This is a genomic window from Myxococcus eversor (assembly GCF_010894455.1).
Taxonomy (GTDB): Bacteria; Myxococcota; Myxococcia; order Myxococcales; family Myxococcaceae; genus Myxococcus; species Myxococcus eversor.
Genome location: NZ_JAAIXY010000009.1, coordinates 185,312 through 203,634, shown reverse-complemented (window position 1 = coordinate 203,634; position 18,323 = coordinate 185,312). Strand labels below are relative to the sequence as shown.

Genomic DNA, 18,323 nt, shown 5'->3' with positions numbered 1-18,323 from the left:
CCCTGACCCTTATTCACTCCCTCCTCGAATGGCCATCTTCGAATCGCGCGAGGTGGCGATTGGTGGACCCTCGAGCGCGGCGCGCGGCGCCCATCCGAGGCGAGCCAACAGCGCGGGCTCGCGGCCCGGTTTCCAGATGAACGCATCCAGCACATAGTGCGTGGCCTGCGGCAACGCGAGCAGCGGCACCACCAGCGCCCGCAGGTCCGGCGAGAGTCCCACGCCCGCACTTCCAAAAAGGTCGGGCCGGTCGTGCCAGATGAAGCGGTCCCACAACAGTTCCTCGGTGAACGCCAGCGCGACGAGGAACAGGAGGAAGCCAGGGAGCCCCGCGCGGAGCACGGCGCCCGCCACGCCATAGCGGCCCTCCTCGCCGCGTCCGCGCGAGTAGCGGAACAGCAGCGCGAAGTACGGCACGCCGTGCAGCACGACATTCATCACCGTGAAGGTGAAGTCGTCGCGCGCGAGGACGATGCCGCCGAACCACGTCACCCACGTGGCGCCGACGAGCAGCACCTTGCCGACCTGGAGGCCCTCGCCACGCGCGACGCGCAGCCCCTGGAAGCCGAGCCACGCCACCAGCACCACCGCATGCAGCGCCAGCGCCAGCGTGCCCATCCACGTGGGGAGGCCCGGGAGGAAATCGCCCTCCACGAACCACCAGAACGCGCGGGGCAGGTTCGCATGCCACCACACGACGGGGCCCACGGTGGCGGCGTAGATGGCGGCGGCGTCCAGGCGACGCTCGAAGTCGGAGGCGCGGGCCTTGCGCGTGTACAGCGCCACCCAGCCGTACTGCTGACGGACGAAGTGGAACAGCGCCACGTAGGCGAAGAGCGTCCAGAACGCGCCCGGTGACACCTGGTGCGCCAGCACGCCCGCTACCCAGGCGACGAGGGGCGCGGCCATGTACAGACCGGGGCGTCGGCGCAGTTCTTCCGGGTCCAGGTAGGTGCGGAACAGCGTGGACCAGACGTGGGCCACGTCCACGCAGACGACGAGCAGGAGCCACGCCCACACAGGCGTGTCCCCCACCGTCCCCAGCCACGGGGACGCGAGCACGAGGGCCACGGAGATGAGCGCACTGCCGGCGAAGACAGCGAGGTCCACGCGCGGACCGAACAACCAGCTCTGAGAGGGCGCGAGGAGGCGGGGCATCCGGACCGTGAGGCTATCAGCCCCCAAGTCGACCGGCACCCAGGCTCGGATTGGGCGATGGGCCGCCGGGGCGATACAACCCCGAGGCAAGCGCGGCGCGCCTCCCGCGTAGTGCGCCTGTCGCCCTTCCGCCGTGAGCCCGCGTCCGCCATGCCCTCGACTCCCCCGCCCCCTCGCTTCCGTCGCCGGCTGCTGGCGGTGATGCTGCTCGCGGGGCTCGTCCCGCTGGTGTTGCTGGGCGTCGTGGCCCAGGGCGCGCTGGAGCGGGTGCTGTCCGTCTCGGTGGCCCCCGTGGAGGCGGTGCTGGATGACGTGTCCCTGGACCTGGAGCGCCGGGGCCTGCCTCGCGGCTCCCTGGACGAAGCTCGACTCCATCTGGCCCAGGCGGAGCTGACACGTCGGGCCCTGGTGCGGCGCGTGCCCGCGTTCATCACCGTCCTCGTCCTCGTCTCGGGCTGCGTGCTGGCGGTGGCCGCCGTGCTGCTCGGTCGTGCGCTGACCCGGCCGGTGACGACCTTGACCGAGGGCATGTGGGCCTATGCGCGAGGCGACCTCTCGGTGCGGCTGCCCGCGACGGACCCGCCCCGGGACGAGCTTCAGTTCCTCCTGGGACAGTTCAACCGCATGGGCCAGGAGCTGGTCGCCCAGCGCGAGCGACTCAAATCCGCCGAGCAGATCGCCGCATGGCAGGACGTGGCCCGCTCGCTCGCCCACGAGCTGAAGAATCCCCTCACCGCGATGAAGCTCTCACTCGCGCGCCTGTCTCGCGCGGACACCGGGTCCCCTTCGGACGCCACGCGCGTCACCGAGTCCGTGGCCCTGCTCCAGGAGGAAGTGGAGCTGCTGATGCGGATGACCCAGAGCTTCTCCACCTTCGCGCGACTGCCCGCCCCGCGCTTCCAGGACGTGCCCCTGCGCCCGCTGCTCTCCGAAATCCGCGCGCTGTACGCGGAGACCTCGCCCGTGCCCGTGGAGCTCGTACCCGGTCCGGACGTCTCGCTGCGCGCGGACCCGGACGGCCTGCGCCGCCTGTTCGGCAACCTCGTGAAGAACGCCGCCGAGGCCTCCACCGCGGGCGCCCCTCCCGTGCGAATCGCCCTGGAGGCCGCGACGGAGCACACCGTGCGCGTCACCGTGACGGATGGAGGCAGCGGTGTCCCCGCGATCATCGAGGGCGCGGCCCTCACGCGCGGTCTCTTCAGCACCAAGCCCGAGGGCAGTGGGCTGGGCCTGCCCATCTCCCAGAAAATCACCCACGAACACGGCGGCACGCTCCGACTGGAGCCCGCGCCCGGCGGCGGTACGCTCGCGCGCGTGGAGCTGCCCTTCATTCCCCCTTCGTCCCGCGTGCCCACGACATGAAGCCCGGCCCCCGCATCCTCGTCGTCGACGACGACCCTGGCGTCCTCAAGGCCCTGCGTGGCCTCTTGAGCGACGAGGGCTTCACCTCCGTGGAGGCCCGCTCCACCGCCGAGGCCACCCGCGTCCTCGAATCCCCCGAGGGCCTCCCCGCGATGATGCTGCTCGACCTGCGCATGCCGGGCGAGACGGGGCTGGAGTTCCTCGCGCGACTGCCGCGTCCCCTGCCCGTGCCCGTCGTCGTCCTGTCGGGCGAGGCCTCGCCATCAGAAGCCGCGCAGGCCCTGAAGCTCGGCGCCACCGACTTCGTGGAGAAGCCCCCTTCACCCGAGCGACTCGTCACGGCACTTCGCAACGCCCTGGCGCTCGGCGCGCTCCAGGAGGAACGCGAGCGACTGCTGGACGCGCTCGCACGCCCAGGACATCTCGTCGGCGACAGTCCCAGCATGGGAGCCCTGCGTCAGCTCATCGCGCGCGTGGGGCCCAGCGACACGGCAGTGCTGATTACCGGTGAAACGGGCACGGGAAAGGAGCGCGTCGCGCGGGCGCTGCACCTGGCCTCGGGACGCAAGGGACGACTCGTCGCCGTCAACTGCGCCGCGATTCCCGCCACGCTGCTGGAGAGCGAACTGTTCGGCCATGAGAAGGGCGCGTTCTCCGGCGCGGTGAATCGGCGCGCGGGGCGCATCGAACAGGCGCACGGTGGCACGCTGCTTTTGGACGAGATTGGCGACATGCCGCTGGAGCTGCAGGCCAAGCTCTTGCGCGTACTGGAGACGCGCGAAGTGGAGCGACTGGGCGGCTCGGTGCCCGTGCCGGTGGACGCGCGCATCCTCGCGGCGACCCATCAGGAACTGGCCCGCGCGGTGAAAGAGGGACGCTTCCGTCAGGACCTCTTCTTCCGCCTCAACGTCATGCCCCTGCACATCCCGCCACTGCGCGAGCGCCTCGAGGACCTGCTCCCACTGGCGCGCGCCTTCGCGGCCGAATTCGCCGGACCAGAAGCACCCCTCGTGCTGGCCCCCGGCGCGGAGACAGCGCTGCGCGCCTACCCATGGCCCGGCAACGTGCGCGAGCTGCGCAACGTCATCGAGCGGCTCAACCTGCTGCGAGGCGGAGGACCGCTGACGCTCGGACCCGAGGCCGTCGTCGCGCCCCAGGCCACGGCTCCCACCACGCGCCCCAGCCTCGGCGAGAAGAGCTACCGCGAGCACGTGGAGGACTTCGAGCGGGAGCTCATCCGCGCCGCGCTCCAGGAGGGCGAGAGCATCGCCGGTGCCGCGCGGCTGTTGCAGGTGGACCGAGGCAACCTCTACCGGCGAATCAAGGCGCTCGGGCTCCCGGTGGCCTGAGCGCATCGACACCGTCCTCGCGCTACGGCCGGGGCTTCACGTCGGTGTTCTGCCCCGCGACGATGCGCCACGTGCCGTCCACGCGGTTCATCACGTAGCGCATCTGGGTCCGCAGCAGACCCGGCTCCGTGTTCTGGACACCGGGAGGCAGACCCGCATGTCCGGTCACCTCGTGCGTCGTGTCCACCACGGCCACGTCGCGCGCGGGGAAGCTCACCCGCCGGATGGTGACCTTGTCCTGACTGCCCTTGAAGAGGGTCTGGAAGATGGCCGCGTGGCGCTCCTGAATCTGCGGCTGTCCTTCGAACACCGTGCCGACGATGTTGATGAAGTCCGCGTCCGGCGCGAAGTCCTTGGACCACACCACCGCGTCCTGGCGGTTCCACGCCTGGGTCTGCACGTCCACCATCTGACGGATGTCCTGCTCGTCCCGCGCAGGGTCGACGTGCGCGCAGGCCTGGGACAGCAGCAACGCGCACACCAGGGCCAACCGGGTGGGAACACTGCGAATCACGGTGAAGCTCCTTGCTTGGAAGAGGGCCCGGCAGCCTGCCACAAGCCCGAGCGAAGCCGAGCCCCAGCGTCTCCCGCACTCGCACTCCCCGCGCGATTCTCGGCCAGCAGGAAACCCAGGAAGCCCCGGGTGCGATAATCCCTCCGGACCCACCCCCAGGTCGCCCCACCAGGAAGAGCCGCCCCATGTCGAACCGCATCGGCCGCCCCGCATTCACTCCCGCCACGCAGCCCGGGTCCGGCATGGAGCGTGAGCGCGCGGCCCGGCCCACCGGTGAGAAGGCGCCTCTGGGCCATGCGCAGGTCGACCAGTTCGAGTCCCGCGCCACGCGTCCCCAGGTCAGCACGTCGCTGCTCGGTGGAGTCGCCGCGACGACGGCGGTGAGCGCGAAGGCGCTCGACATCCAGCCCCGGCTCCACGCGGCCACCGGCTATGAGGCGCGCTTCGAGCAAGGCGGCCGGAAGGCCAACGCCTTCGTGGAAGGCCAGGGACAGGTGAGCCTGCCCACGGGCCCCGGCCGAGGCCCCTCCTTCCACGCCGAGGCGGGCAAGCCGCTGACGGTGTCGGCGGACCCGGCGCGCTTCTCGTCGCAGTACGAGAAGGTGGAGCTGGTGTGGCGGCTGGTCCCCGGGGGCACGGAGACGGCGATTCCGCTGACCGACGGCAGCCGTGACGCGAATGGCCGGCTGAACATCCAGCCCGGGACGTTCACCCTTCCTCCCGACGCCACGGGCCTGGTGCGGCTGTCATTCCGCACCACCGGCGCCGACGGGCGCATCAGCAACCAGTGGGACCCGAGCAACGACGCGTCAGTGGCCTCGAAAGAGGGCGCGACGGTGTCCTTCACCGAGGACTTCAAGACGCAGGTCGACGGCACGCTGCGCGCCGGAGACAAGGTCCAGCTCGCGTATGACCAGGACCGCCTCAAGGCGCTCGCGGGCGGCAAGACGCCCTCCGACGTCGTCGCCTGCGTGTCCTTCAACGGCGGGCCGCCCCTGGAGTTCCCGCTCGACCTCCAGGCCGGGCAGTCCGGCAACGCGGGCGGCGACTTCCTGCCGGCGCTCCGCGTGCCCTTCGAGGCCACGGACATGCAGGTCTGGTTCCGGGGCAAGGCGGACGACAACACGACGTGGGACTCGGCCAACGGGCAGAACTTCAAGTTCTCCGTCGGCGTCACGCGCGACGACGCCGAACCGGGCTGGAAGAACGAGCTGCTCAAGAGCAAGAGCTTCCCCAACCTGAGCGCGGACAAGTTCGTGGGCATCGGCCCTTCGTCGGAGCGCTACAACTGCATCGCGTGGACGGTGGGCAAGCGCGACGAGTGGGTCTGGCCGGGCACGCGCGTGGAGGACTTCGACAAGCTGTACGCGGAGCAGGGCTACAAGCCGATGGACTCGTTGGATTTGAGCCACGACTCCAGCCTGGAGAAGGTGGTCATCTACGGCCGCAAGCCGATGACGGGCAAGGGTCCGCTCGAGGTGACGCACGGCGCGCTGATGGACGAGCAGGGCCGCTTCACGAGCAAGATTGGCACCCAGCCGCTCATCCGTCACAACAGCGCTGACGACCTCACCGGCCCTTCGTATGGTGCGCCCGTGCGAGTCTACGTGCGTCCCCGTCAGTCCCCCGTGAGCAGCTCATGAGCGCGCCCGGCGCCCGCTTCGACGCCCTGGCCGAGGAGTGGGAGCGACACTGCGCGGAGCATCGCGAGTCGTCCAATCCCTACGTGTTCCTGGAGCACCCGTCGTTCGACGCGCTCGTGGCGCTGGGACGGCCCGCGGTGCCGCTCATCATGGAGCGCTATCGCGCAGGCAGCGTCTTCTGGGGCGCCGCCCTGCGCCGCATCACCGGCGTCACCACGTTCGGCGATGGAGTGGTGGGCAACCTGGAGGCGAATCGCCAGGGGTGGCTGAAGTGGTGGAGCGAGAACGAGGCCGCGGAGCCGCGCTGACCGGCGGCACGGGCCCCCCGGACCCGGAGTCGTGTTCCGAGGGCACCGGACGGCTCGCGGCAATCGCCGGGCTCGATGTCAGTATCACATCTCGATTCGACATCAGGATGTGTCCATGACATCGGCAAGGCTGGCCAGCTCTCGTCCTTTCAAGCACTTGCCCCGACGCGGCGGCTGGAACGCAGCGTGCTCTGTCCCATGCGCATGAACCGCCTCGCGCTTCTCTTCTGCTTCGTCTCCCTGCTCGCCAGCGCGCAGCCCGCGCCAGACGCGGGCGTGCCCGACTCCACCAGCACTGTCGGCCCGCCTCCCACTTCCGCCGCGCCGCCCCAAAAGGAGTCCCAAGAGGAGCCCGGCCTTCCCCTGCCCCTCCCCCGGCGCACGCCCGCCGCGCCCGCCGAGGTCGAGCGCGACGAGGACGCACGGGAGTCCCGCGATGAGCGCTCCAAGCGCTGGCGTGACTCGGACGACGAAGACTCGCGAGACGACGAGCGCGGCTCCGAAGAGGACGCACGCGGCGCGGCGCGGACCGAGTCCCGCAACGAGCGCGCGGCCGAGGAGGCCGAGGAGGACGCACGCGGCGCGGCGCGGACTGAGTCGCGCAACGAGCGCGCGTCGGACCGGCGTGAGCGTCGACGCGAGAAGGAGAAGCGCGCGGCCTGCGACGAGGACTACCTGGACGAGGAGATGGAAGACCTCGCCATCCTCCATCCGCTGGAGCTGAACGTGGATGGCCGCGCGCTCACGCCGGAGGTCATCGAGCTGCATGGGCTCAAGCGCCTCACGGAGGACCAGGTGCGCGCCTTCATCGGCTCGCCGCCCGCGGAGTCCCGCGCCCCCCTGCACACCCGCCACCTCCAGCGGATGCTGCGCCGCCTTGCGCACACCGGACTGTTCGCCCGCGTGGAGCCGCGCCTGCGCGTCCCCGAGCAGGGCCCCGTCGTCCTGGAGGTGCTCCTGGAGGAGAACCCCGTCGTCACGTCGGTGGACGTGGAAGGACTCCAGGACCTCCAGCGCACCGAAATCCTCGACGAGGTGTTCCGCCTGCCGCCCCGCTTCCCCGACGAGGACGAGGACGACGAGGAGTTCACCGCCACCCTGCGCGTGAATGGCGTGCGCGGGACGCTGACCGTCAGCAAGCCGTGCCCGCCGCAGCGCCCGCCCCGGGAGTGGCTCGCTCGGATGGAGCGCGACGAGTACCGACCGGGGCTCGTCCTCGGCGGGGTGACGGCCGCGCTGCAGCGCGCGCTGCGTGACCTGCGTGGCGACGGCTACATGCTCGCGAGCCTGTCCGGCACGCTCACCCCTCAGGGCCACCTCACCGTCATCGTCGACGAGGGCCGCCTGGAGGGAGTGGACGTGGTGGGCGTGGACGGTTCCATCGCGGAGCGGGTGCGCGCCGCGCTGGACCTGAAGGCCGGAGACGTCTTCCTGCGCAGCGACGCGCGACGCGCCATGGAGCGCCTGGAGTCGCGCCTGCCCTTCCTGCAGGCGGCGAGCGTGGACACGGACTCCGACGACGCCGTGCGCCGACGTGACGCGCGCATCGTCGAGGAGCGCGCGGCCGACGGCGTGCGCCACTACCGGACGCAGGAGGCCCAGCGCAAGGAGCGCCGTCGCCGTGAGCAGGTCGAGTTCGACCTGAGCTGGCGCGAGCTGTTCGAGTCCTGGCGGCACGGCCACGACGGCGAGGGCATCACCCTGGAGGGACGGCGCCTCGTCGTGCACGTGCGTCCGCGTCGTCCGGACCTGGACCTGGAGCTGCTGCCCGTGCACACACAGGTGACGGGGTTCGCGCCGGGCCTGGAGGGTTCGCTGCGCATCTGGGACTCGAAGGACCGCCTCCACACCACGCTGGACGCCGCGGCCTTCATCCCCCTGCGCTGGGGTGGACAGCGCCTGCCGGATGACCCGGAAGGCACGAAGCGTCAGCGCGAGCTGAACCTGCTGGGCGGCGCGCGCGTGGAGATTCCGGCGGTGGGCCTCGCGGAGCTGGGCGGTCAGGCGTACGACTTCACGGACACGCTGGACCGGTGGCGGATGAGCGACATCGACTCGTCCATCTACTCGGCGCTCTTGAATCGGCCGGACCGCGACTACTTCCGCCGCAAGGGCGTGGCGGCGTTCGCCACCTTCCGCTGGTCCGAGGACTGGCTCACGGGCGTCGAGTACCGCTCCGACCGCTACGAGACGCTGCGCAGCTTCACTCCGCCGCTCTCGCTGTTCCGCCGCGACTCGCCTCCCTTCCCCAACGCGCCGGTGGACGAGGGCCGCTTCCAGTCCGTCATCGCGCGGCTGGAGTACGCCAGCGGGACTCCTCGCGACGCGAAGGTGGGCTCGCTGTTCCGCACGCCGGAGACGCCGCTGTTCCACGGGGATGGAGACTGGGGACACAGCCCGTTCCTGCACGGCTTCGTCACGCTGGAGGTGGGCGAGGGGCCCGCCGCGACGGGTCCGGACGAGCGCTTCTGGAAGCTGCTCGGCGACGTGACGATGGTGGTGCCCACGGGTTGGGAGACGGGCCTGCGGCTGCGGCTGCGCGGCGCGGGTGGCGACAACCTGCCCGAGCAGAAGCGCGAGGCGCTGGGCGGCTGGAGCGCGCTGCGAGGCTTCGGCTTCAAGGAGTTCAAGGGCGACGTGTCGGTGCTGGGCACGGCCGAGTACCGGTGGCATGCCTTCGGCCTCTTCGCGGACCTGGGCACGGTGCGCGGCGCGGGTGAGTGGCAGGACGCGCGGCTGGGCGTCGGAGGGACGTTCCACTTCACCGACGACGTGCGCGTGGATGTCGCGTGGCGCACGGACGAGAAGGCCACGGCCACGCCCGAGGCGCGCCTGTTCTTCGTGCGGACCTTCTGAGGCCCATGACACGCATGGGGACACGGACAAGACGCACGCTCGGCGCGGCCCTGGTGGCCGCGGCGGGGCTGTTCGCGCCCGGGGCCTGGGCGGAGGAGCCGCGCGTCACCTGCACCGCCACCCTCTCCGGGCGGCGCGTGCTGGCGCGCTCGGAGGCCTTCGCGTTCCTCTCGGCGGAGCTGGACCGGCTGGTGCGGTTGGGGATGGCGGGGAAGCTGGAAGTGGAGCTGACGCTGTGGAAGCGCCGGGCGCTCTGGTTCAACACGCGGGTAGACGGCGCGCGACTCACCCAGGTGATTGTCTTCACCCGGGAAGGCTACGTGCTGGATGGAAGGCCGCTCCCGGCGGGGCCCGCCACGCTGGAGTTGGAGCGCGTCGCGTGGACCCTGGAGGCGCGGCCCGAGGAGGGTGAGCGCCTCATCGTCCAGGTGGAGGTGAAGCTGAACGTGGTGACGGCGGCCAGCCTGGGACGCATGGCCTCCTGGCTCTCGCGGACGGAGGGGGCGGGAGAGACAGACCGCTCCGTCGTGACGGGCACGCTGCTGCGCACCGTGGCGGAGGACCTCTCCCAGAGGGCCTCGGGACGCTGCGACGTCACGCCGCCGACTTGAGCAACGACAGCACCTGAGCGCTCCGGCTGGAAGCATGTCGGCCGGAGCGCCACGCGACGAGGCGGGGCTCCGAGCGAGCGCCCGGAGCACGACCTTTCTGTGCCCGCGAGTCGCGGGCCTCATGAATCAAGGACTGCCCGGCTCTCACGCCGAGGCAAGGAGAACCCTCATGCGTTCATGGATGCTTCCGCTACTCCTGCTGCTCGCCTCGTGTGGGCCGCGCTGGGAGCCCGCGTCGGACACCGTGCATGTCTTCGTCCCCATCGACGCGGAGACCCAGGGCACCCACGTCCCCGTCCTCTATCTGGAGAAGGGCCACGCGCTCTTCTTCCCCGAGGGCGTAGGGGGACGCTCGCGCCCCGTGGAGCCCCGGCCCAGCGAACTCGTGGCGCTGGGCCAGCGCAAGGACATCGTCATCATCGCGGTGGACTCAGTGACAGGGCCTCGGGCGGAAGACCTCGGCGACGGGCGCACGCGCTACATCACCCATCCCGACGGAAGCTGACTCCCTCTCAAGCGACCCGCACCACCGCGCGCCCGAAGTTCTCGCCACGAAACAGCCCGGCGAACACAGCGGGCGCTGACTCCAGTCCATCGACGATGTGCTCGCGATGACGGAGCGAGCCGTCCTGGAGCCACCGCCGCAGCTCCGCCCGCGCCTCACCGAAGCGCGCGGCGTAGTCGAACACCACGAAGCCTTCCAGGCGCAGCCGCTGGATGATGAGGAACGGCGTGTTCTTCAAGCCCGCGCGCGCCTCCGGTGGCACGCCGTAGTCCGCGACGAGCCCCGACACCACCACCCGGCCCTTCATCGCCATGCAGGTGAGCGCCGCGTCCAGCGTGGAGCCGCCCACGTTGTCCAGGTACACGCTCACCCCCTGGGGACACTCGCGTCGGATGGCGGCGGCCAGGTCCTTCTCCGCTCGGTAGTCGATGCAGGCATCGAAGCCCAGCGCCTCCACCACCCAGCGGCACTTCTCCGGGCCTCCGGCGATGCCCACCGCGCGAGCCCCCTGCCTCTTGGCAATCTGTCCCGAGATGGAACCCACCGCGCCCGCTGCGGAGGACACCAGCACCGTGTCACCGGCCTGGGGACGGCCCAGGTCAAGAATCCCGAAGTACGCCGTCAGCCCGGGAATGCCGAGCACCCCCAGCTCCGCCGAGACGGACTCCGCGCCAGGCTCTACCTTGCGCAGCCCGCGAGCGCTCACCACCGCGTGCTCCCGCCATCCCCAGCTCCCCACCACCACATCGCCCACGGCATAGCGCGCGTCACGCGACTCCAGCACCTCGCCCGCGGCCGCGCTGCCGATGACCTCCCCCAACTTGAGGGCCGGCGCATACGAGTCCACACCGCCCAACCGGGCCAGCGTGCCCGGGTCCACGGACGCGAACAGCGTCTTCACGCGAAGCTCCCCGTCCTGAGGCTCGCCCACGTCCACGCGCTCCACGCGGAAGTGCTCCGGCTCGGGCAGTCGAGGAATGTGGCGAGCGAGGACGACTTGACGGCTCGGGAGGGTGCTCATCGGCGGCTCCGGGTTCGAGGCGCCCCACCATCTTCCGTCCACCTCCCCGCTGGCAACCAGGACGCAGGACTTCCTAGGCTGTCGGCCATGAAGAGCTCCAGCCCACTCCCCGCCCATCCCCTCCTCGCCGCCGCCGTGGAGCTCGCGCCGCGCCTGTCCGCGCGCTCCGCCGAAATCGAGGCCGCGCGCCATCTCCCCCAGGACCTCGTCCAGGAGCTCACCCGCGCGGGCATCTTCCGGATGATGATTCCGGAGACCTATGGCGGGCTGGAGCTGCACCCCGCGCTCTCCTTCCAGGTCATCGAGGCCCTCTCCCGCGCGGACGGCGCCACCGGCTGGAGCGCGATGATTGGCTCGGCCACCGCGCTGACGGCGGCGTGGCTGCCGGAGCCCGTGGGCCGCGCCATCTTCTCCGCGCCGGACGTCATCACCGGAGGCGTGGCCGCGCCCCTGGGCCGCGCCGAGCGCGTCGAGGGTGGCCACCGCGTCACCGGCCGCTGGCCCTGGGCGAGCGGCAGCCGGCACTGTCACTGGCTCGTGGGCGGCGCCCTCGTCACGGAGGGCGGCAAGCCACGCATGGTGCGCGAGGGCGTGCCGGAGACGCGCTTGTTCTTCCTCCCCGCCCAGGACGTCACACTCCACGACACCTGGTTCGCCTCCGGCCTGTGCGGCACCGGCAGCGGTGACATGGAGGTGAAGGACTTCTTCGTCCCGGACGACCACGGCTTCTCCTTCTTCGCGCCTCCCCATGTCGCGCGCCCGCTGTATGGCTTTCCCTTCGGTCTCCTGGGCCTGGGCATCCCCGCCGTGGCCCTGGGCATCGCCCGGCGCGCCATCGACGAGCTGGCCACGCTGGCCCGGCAGAAGACGGTGGTGATGGAGCGCAGACTGCTGGCCGCGCGCCCCGCCGTGCAGGAGGCCATCTCCGAGGCGGAGGCCGAGGTGCGCTCGTCCCGCGCCTTCGCGCTGGAGACCATCCACGCCCTCCACGACGAAGCCACCCGAGGCCCCGTCTCCATCCGCGGCAGGGCCGACCTGCGTCTGGCCATGACTCACGCCACACGAAGCGCCGCGCGCGCGGTGGACCGCATGTACGAGGCCGCGGGCGGCCCCGCCGTGTTCCACACCAGTGCGCTCCAGCGCTGCTTCCGCGACGTGCACACCATCACCCAGCACGCCATGGTGGCGCGGCCCACGCTGGAGCTCACCGGCGGCATCCTGCTCGGGTTCGCCCCCCCCACGCCGGTGCTCTGAAGAAAAAAGGGCCCGGCCTCCCTGAAGCGCAGGGAAGAGGCCGGGCCCCACAGGCGACGACGTGTCGCCTCCCCCTACTGCCGAGCCATCACTGTCTGGCGTTCCTTCTGCTCGTCGTGCAGGTGCTCGCCGGACACGTCCACCACCACCTCGCGCAGGGTGCCGCCCCGGAACGCGAAGGGCGGGCGGTACATCACGCTCACCGACGAGTTGTCATCCCGCCCGCACGTCAGCCCCTCCCCCAGGCTGATGACCAGCGGCATCGTCGAGGAGATGTCGCTCTGGGCGACCAGGTCCCCGTCGATGAAGAGCTTGCCCCGCCCCGGCGCGCCCTTGCCGGCCTCGAGGTCCGGCTCACCGGTGGGCTCGAACTCGAAGCGCAGCTCCGTGCGGCCGGTGGGCACCTCCACCGCCGACTCGATGTGGAACTCCCGCTCGCCCACGAAGTTGTAGACGTAGTGCAGCTTCCGGCCCTGGATGAAGAAGGTGTAGCCGCCCGTGAGCCCGCCGTGACTGAGCAGCACGCCCTCCGCGTCTCCATCCACGTCCACCTTCGCGGTGATGGAGTGCGGCCGGTTGAGCACGTGCACCGCCACGTTCTCCGGCGCGGGTGAAGTGTGGGGCCGGTAGACGTAGCGCTTGCGGTCCTTGGTGAGCTGCGGCCGCTCGGCGGAGAAGACGGCGCGGTCCGGCGACGCGAGCGGGAGGACCTTGTAGCGACCCGCCTCCACGTACCAGAGGGCAATCATCTCGATGAGCTTGCCTCGCTCCCGCGCGGCCAGGTTCTTCGTCTCCGAGCAGTCCTCCGCCACGTGGTACAGCTCCCACCCCTCCGCGTCGAGCTGACGCAGCCGCTCCTCGGTGAGCTTCGACTCGCCGAACCCCTCACCGGCCTCCTTGAAGGAGGGCCCGGGGAAGGGGCACACCGCTCGCCAGCCGTCATGGTAGATGGCGCGGTTGCTGAACATCTCGAAGTACTGCGTGTGGTGGTGGCTCTCCGCGCGGGCGTCGTCGAACGATTGACGGAAGCTGACGCCCTCGAGCGCGGACTGCGTGACGCCACGGATGTCCTGGGGCGGCTCCAGGCCCAGGCAGTCCAGCACCGTGGGCACCATGTCGATGGCGTGGCAGTACTGCGTGCGGACCTCTCCCCGCGCGCGGATGCCCTTGGGCCAGTGGACGATGAACGGGTCCGTCGTGCCACCCCGATACACCTCGCGCTTCCACCGGCGGAACGGCGTATCCCCGGCCCACGCCCAGCCCCACGAGTAGTGGTTGAAGTACTTGGGCCCGCCCAGCTCGTCCAGGGCCTCCAGGTTCTGCTCCAGCGACTCCGGCGTGTTGTTGAAGAACTTCAGCTCGTTGACGGAGCCATGGGGCCCGCCCTCGGCGCTCGCGCCGTTGTCGGAGATGACCATGATGAGCGTGTTGTCCAGCTCACCGCTCTCCTCCAGGAACTTCAGCAGCCGGCCGATGTGATGGTCCGTGTGCTCCAGGAAGCCCGCGTAGACCTCCATCATCCGCGCATACAGCCGCTTCTCCTCGGGCGGCAGGCTGTCCCACTCCGCCACGTCCGGGTCATGACGGGACAACTGCGTGCCCGGAGGGATGACGCCGAGCTTGAGCTGACGCTGGTACACCTTCTTCCGATACGCGTCCCAGCCGTCGTCGAACTGGCCCTTGTACCTGTCGGACCACTCCCTGGGGACGTGGTGGGGGGCGTGCATGGCCCCCGTGCAGAAGTACATGAAGAAGGGCTTGTCCGGCGCCACCTGCTTGGAGTCCGCGATGAAGTCCACCGCGTGGTCCACCAGGTCCTCGGTGAGGTGGTAGCCCTCCTCGGGCGTCCGGGGCGGAAGCACCGGGTGGTTGTCGTGGACCAGGTCCGGGTAGTACTGGTGCGTGTCGCCGCCGAGGAAGCCGTAGTACCGCTCGAAGCCCCGGCCCAGCGGCCAGCGGTCATAGGGCCCCGCCGCGCTCGTCTGCTCCGCGGGCGTCAGGTGCCACTTGCCCAGGGCATACGTGTTGTATCCCTGCTTCAACAGCATCTCGGAGACGAATCCGTTCTCGAACGGAATCGTCCCGTTGTAGCCGGGGTAGCCGAGGGAGACCTCGGTGATGGTGGCCATGCCATTGGAGTGGTGGTTGCGGCCGGTGAGGATGCACGAGCGCGTGGGCGAGCACAGCGCGGTGGTGTGCATGTTGCTGTAGAGCAGGCCGCCCTTCGCCAGCTTGTCCAGGTTCGGCGTGTGGATGGGCGAGCCATAGCAACCCAGGTGTCCGAAGCCCGTGTCGTCCAGGACGATGAAGAGGACGTTGGGCGAGCCTTCCTTCGCGCGCAGCGGTTGAGGCCACGCTGGAGACGACTGCTCCCACGTCCGGCCGATGGTGCCGGGGAAGGTGCTGCCGGGCTTGTATTCCTTGAGTGACATGAGGTGCCTCCGCGAAGTCGTGCCCTGAGGGCGGCCGTCGCATGGCCCAGGAATCTCCAGGCGACACGTCCCGGCCCCGAGGGTCAGAGATGGGCACGCCACAGGACACCCACCGCTGCCCCCAGGACGGACCCAGGCAGGCAAGGCCCGGCCCGCCCGCCCCTGGCACCTCGCGAGAGGAAGGAGGCTAGAGCCAGCTCGCGGAGGCCTGGCCCAGCTCGGACAGCACGCGCTCCGCGGCCTTCACCCCGAACCAGTTGGCCTCCTCGAAGAGGGCCAGTCCACCCAGGTCCGTGTGAGCGAAGTGCAGGTGACGCCCCACGCTCTCCTGCGCGGCGCGGCGCTCGGGGCCCCACATGAAGCCCGGCGTCGGCCGCACCATGGCGTGGCCCCAGCGCTGCACCTCCAGGCGCTGCGCCTGCTGGAGGATGCCCGGGTGCGCGGGACGCATGTCCGCCATGACGAGCGCCTCCCAGTCCGCGTAGCTGGCGGAGAGCGCCTTGGTGCGCTCGGCCTTCACGTCCGCGCCGGACATGGGCAGGTACCACGTGAGCACCGTGGGGCCGCGCTCGTCCTGGCGCAGCCGCTGGTGCGTGGCCACCACGTAGCCCAGGCTGTTGCTCTCCTGGAACACGTTGTCCCACGCCAGCGGGAAGCCCCGCGACTCGGGCAGCGACGACAGCGTCAGGTTGGCCACCACCCACGGCGCGTAGGTGAAGGCATCCAGGAACGCGGGCCGCGCCGTCCGCCACGGCGCCACCAGGTGCGCCGCGAGGAAGCGCGGACACGCCAGCACCACCTGTCGCGCCTGGAAGGAGCGGGGCTTGCCCGTGCGTGAATCCAACGCGTCCACCCGGCAGCCCTGCTCGCCCGGCTCCACCGTGTGCACCAGCACGTCGCGCTCCACCGCGCGGGGCGGCAGCGCGGAGAGGAGCTGATGCACCAGGCGGCCATTGCCCTCGGGCCAGCTCAGGAAGCCCTCGCTGCGCTCGCCCTGTCCGTCCTGGCGCGCGGCGAAGTACCAGATGCCGGCCCACGCGGACACGTGCTCGGACGTGGCGCCGTAGTCGTCGCGGCACGCGTAGTCCACCAGCCACTTCAGGCGCGTGGAGCGGAAGCCCTCGCGCGTCAGCCAGGCCGCCATGCTCAGCGCATCCAGCGCCGTCCACTCGGCGTCGTCGCTGGAGCGCGCCGTGGGCACCGCGAAGGCCTTGCGTCCCTTCGCGTCCCGGGCCGCGGCGAAGGCATTCATCTTCGCGTCGAAGCGCTCCAGCTCCGCCAGGTCCTCCGCCGTCGCGCCCACGCGCAGGTAGAGCCCGTCGTACCAGTGGCCCCGGTAGAAGTGGCGCTCCTCCGGCTCCTGGATGAGCAGCTCCTCCTCGAACGTCGGCAGCCCCTGCGCGTCCACGCCGGACACCGCGCCCATCTCCCGCAGCAGCCGCACCACCGGCCCCCGGTCCTCCGTCGGCGCCGGCAGGTAGTGCGCACCCCACGGGAAGGCGGACACGGCGTTCTTCCCGGAGCGCGACGTGCCCCCAGGCTCCGCCTCCAGCTCCACCACGCGGACGTCCTTCACGCCCGCGCTCGCCAGGCGCCACGCGGCGGACAGGCCCGCGACGCCCGCGCCCACCACCAGCACGTCCACTGTCTCCAGCGTCTGGGCGCGAGGCAGCGGCCCACCGCGCAGCCGGTGCCCCACCTCCACCGCGCGGTCGACGATGGCGCCCGGAATGGGGGCCCGGGGCTGCTCGCGCTTGCAGCCGCTTGCCACCGCCGAGCCGAGGAACGCGGCGACCAGCTCCCGCCGCGTCAGTTCCACCGCCGCCACTCCTCCTCGTAGTAGTGCACCAGCACCTGGTTGTTGAGCCGGTTCACCTCGGTGGGCAGGGGACTCATGTCCGGAGGGAACAGCGTCAGCGACTCCAGCGTGGGCATGTCCAGGAAGCGCAGGCCCTCCGGCAGCGGCCGGTGGTGGCCCGGCGCCTCATGGGCCACCAGCACGTAGCCCCACTCACCGAACGAGGGTACCAGCGCGTGGTACGGCTGCGTCCAGAAGCCCGCGGCCTTCAGCGTCGTCTCCACGCACCAGAATGAACGCCGGGCGAACAGGGGGCTGGTGCTCTGCACCACCGCCACGCCGTCCGGCGCCACCCGCTTCTTCAGGAGCTTGTAGAAGCCCGTGGTGTACAGCTTGCCCAGCGCGAAGTTGTTCGGGTCCGGGAAGTCGACCACCACCACGTCATAGCGCTGGTCTCCCTCCATCAGGAACTGCATGGCGTCCGCGTTGATGACGCGCATGCGCGAATCCTTCAGCGCGTTCTCGTTGAGCTTCGAAAGCTCCCCGTAGCCCATGGCCAGCCCGGTTATCGCCGGGTCCAGGTCCACCAGCGTGACGGAGCGGACCTCCGGGTAGCGCAGCACCTCGCGCGCGGCGAGCCCGTCTCCACCGCCGAGGATGAGCACATGCTCCGCGCGGCCCGCGCGCACCATCGCCGGGTGCACGAGCGACTCGTGGTAGCGGTACTCGTCCACGCTGGCGAACTGGAGGTTGCCGTTGAGGAACAGCGAGAAGCCCCGCTTGCCGCGCGTCAGGACGATGCGCTGGTAGGGGGAGCTGGACGCGTGCACCACGTCGTCCGCGTAGAGCTGGTCCTCGTAGAACGTCGTGAGCCGGTCTCCCAGCACGAAGCCCACCATCAGCAGCACCGTGAGCATCACCGCCTTGACGCGCAGGCGCAGCGGGTTGCCCAACAGCGGCGCGAGCAGCCACGTGCTCCACAGACCCACCGCCGCGTTCAGCACGCCGAACAAAAGCGAGGTGCGCACCAGCCCCAGCTTGGGGACGAGGAGCAGCGGGAAGGCGACGCTCGCGGCGAGCGCGCCCAGGTAGTCGAGCGACAGCACCTGACTGACCAGGTCCTTGAACTTGAGCTGGTCCTTGAGGATGCGCAGCAGGAGGGGAATCTCCAGCCCCACCAGCGTGCCGATGATGATGACGCTGCCGTACAGCGCCACCTGGAACAGGTCCGTCAGCGTGAAGGTGAGGAACAACACCGGGGCGCACAGTCCGCCCAGCAGCGCCACCGCCAGCTCCACCTCCACGAACCGCTGGGCCACCCCCTTGTCGATGTAGCGCGACAGGTAGCTGCCGATGCCCATCGCGAAGAGGTAGCCACCGATGACGGTGGAGAACTGGGTAATCGAGTCACCCAGCAGATAGCTGGCGAGCGCCCCGACGACGAGCTCGTAGACGAGCCCGCACGTCGCGATGACGATGACGGTGATGTACAGCAGCGTCTTGTTCACGTCG

General features: G+C 70.6%; 14 protein-coding genes. 8 read left to right on the top strand and 6 right to left on the bottom strand.

The window, feature by feature from the left end; genetic code table 11:
• Window positions 1-9 precede the first annotated feature (9 nt).
• The gene (locus G4D83_RS20085) at window positions 10-1,158 is read right to left on the bottom strand and encodes a hypothetical protein (RefSeq protein ID WP_163866405.1); all 1,149 of its coding nucleotides are present in this window, start codon (window positions 1,156-1,158) and stop codon (window positions 10-12) included.
• A 150-nt stretch (window positions 1,159-1,308) separates the two neighbouring features.
• Here G4D83_RS20085 and G4D83_RS20080 point away from each other — a divergent pair, with 150 nt between their 5' ends.
• Window positions 1,309-2,520 carry a sensor histidine kinase gene (locus G4D83_RS20080; protein ID WP_163866404.1) on the top strand — a complete coding sequence of 404 codons (1,212 nt, stop codon included), beginning with the start codon at window positions 1,309-1,311 and terminating at the stop codon, window positions 2,518-2,520.
• Window positions 2,517-3,869 (top strand): sigma-54-dependent transcriptional regulator, encoded by a 1,353-nt coding sequence (locus G4D83_RS20075; RefSeq protein WP_163866403.1) that lies wholly within the window; start codon window positions 2,517-2,519, stop codon window positions 3,867-3,869. The genes G4D83_RS20080 and G4D83_RS20075 overlap by 4 nt, the downstream gene beginning before the upstream one ends.
• 22 nt (window positions 3,870-3,891) lie before the next feature.
• Here G4D83_RS20075 and G4D83_RS20070 read toward each other — a convergent pair whose 3' ends face one another.
• Entirely contained in the window at window positions 3,892-4,383 is a 492-nt protein-coding gene (locus G4D83_RS20070; protein ID WP_240356437.1) for an SgcJ/EcaC family oxidoreductase, read from the bottom strand.
• Window positions 4,384-4,568: 185 nt separating this feature from the next.
• On the opposite strand from G4D83_RS20070, the gene G4D83_RS20065 reads away from it, so the two are divergent.
• The 5 genes from G4D83_RS20065 (at window position 4,569) to G4D83_RS45555 (ending at window position 10,306) form a co-directional block, all read left to right on the top strand.
• On the top strand, window positions 4,569-6,026 hold the full coding sequence (locus G4D83_RS20065; RefSeq protein WP_163866401.1) for a DUF6209 family protein: 1,458 nt from the start codon (window positions 4,569-4,571) through the stop codon (window positions 6,024-6,026).
• On the top strand, window positions 6,023-6,334 hold the full coding sequence (locus tag G4D83_RS20060) for a hypothetical protein (protein WP_163866400.1): 312 nt from the start codon (window positions 6,023-6,025) through the stop codon (window positions 6,332-6,334). The genes G4D83_RS20065 and G4D83_RS20060 overlap by 4 nt, the downstream gene beginning before the upstream one ends.
• Window positions 6,335-6,520: 186 nt before the next feature.
• Complete coding sequence (locus tag G4D83_RS20055; RefSeq protein ID WP_205522668.1) at window positions 6,521-9,190, top strand: BamA/TamA family outer membrane protein; 2,670 nt, start codon at window positions 6,521-6,523, stop codon at window positions 9,188-9,190.
• 14 nt (window positions 9,191-9,204) lie between these two features.
• Window positions 9,205-9,801, top strand: a complete 597-nt coding sequence (locus G4D83_RS20050) for a hypothetical protein (RefSeq protein ID WP_240356436.1) — start codon at window positions 9,205-9,207, stop codon at window positions 9,799-9,801.
• 169 nt (window positions 9,802-9,970) lie between these two features.
• Window positions 9,971-10,306, top strand: coding sequence for a hypothetical protein (locus tag G4D83_RS45555; RefSeq protein ID WP_205522667.1), 336 nt, complete (start codon window positions 9,971-9,973; stop codon window positions 10,304-10,306).
• A 7-nt stretch (window positions 10,307-10,313) separates the two neighbouring features.
• Here the strand turns inward: G4D83_RS45555 and G4D83_RS20040 are convergent, their stop codons facing one another.
• Complete coding sequence (locus G4D83_RS20040) at window positions 10,314-11,327, bottom strand: NADP-dependent oxidoreductase (protein ID WP_163866398.1); 1,014 nt, start codon at window positions 11,325-11,327, stop codon at window positions 10,314-10,316.
• An 87-nt stretch (window positions 11,328-11,414) separates the two neighbouring features.
• On the opposite strand from G4D83_RS20040, the gene G4D83_RS20035 reads away from it, so the two are divergent.
• Window positions 11,415-12,581, top strand: a complete 1,167-nt coding sequence (locus G4D83_RS20035; protein WP_163866397.1) for an acyl-CoA dehydrogenase family protein — start codon at window positions 11,415-11,417, stop codon at window positions 12,579-12,581.
• Between the two features lie 74 nt (window positions 12,582-12,655).
• Here G4D83_RS20035 and G4D83_RS20030 read toward each other — a convergent pair whose 3' ends face one another.
• The 3 genes from G4D83_RS20030 to G4D83_RS20020 all read right to left on the bottom strand — a co-directional run bounded on the left by G4D83_RS20030 (window position 12,656) and on the right by G4D83_RS20020 (window position 18,319).
• Complete coding sequence (locus G4D83_RS20030) at window positions 12,656-15,013, bottom strand: arylsulfatase (protein WP_163866396.1); 2,358 nt, start codon at window positions 15,011-15,013, stop codon at window positions 12,656-12,658.
• A gap of 187 nt (window positions 15,014-15,200) precedes the next feature.
• Window positions 15,201-16,832 carry an FAD-dependent oxidoreductase gene (locus G4D83_RS20025; protein ID WP_176436528.1) on the bottom strand — a complete coding sequence of 544 codons (1,632 nt, stop codon included), beginning with the start codon at window positions 16,830-16,832 and terminating at the stop codon, window positions 15,201-15,203.
• A complete protein-coding gene (locus G4D83_RS20020) occupies window positions 16,823-18,319 on the bottom strand; it encodes a polyamine aminopropyltransferase (RefSeq protein WP_163866394.1) in 1,497 nt (498 codons plus the stop codon). The genes G4D83_RS20025 and G4D83_RS20020 overlap by 10 nt, the downstream gene beginning before the upstream one ends.
• Window positions 18,320-18,323 lie beyond the last annotated feature (4 nt).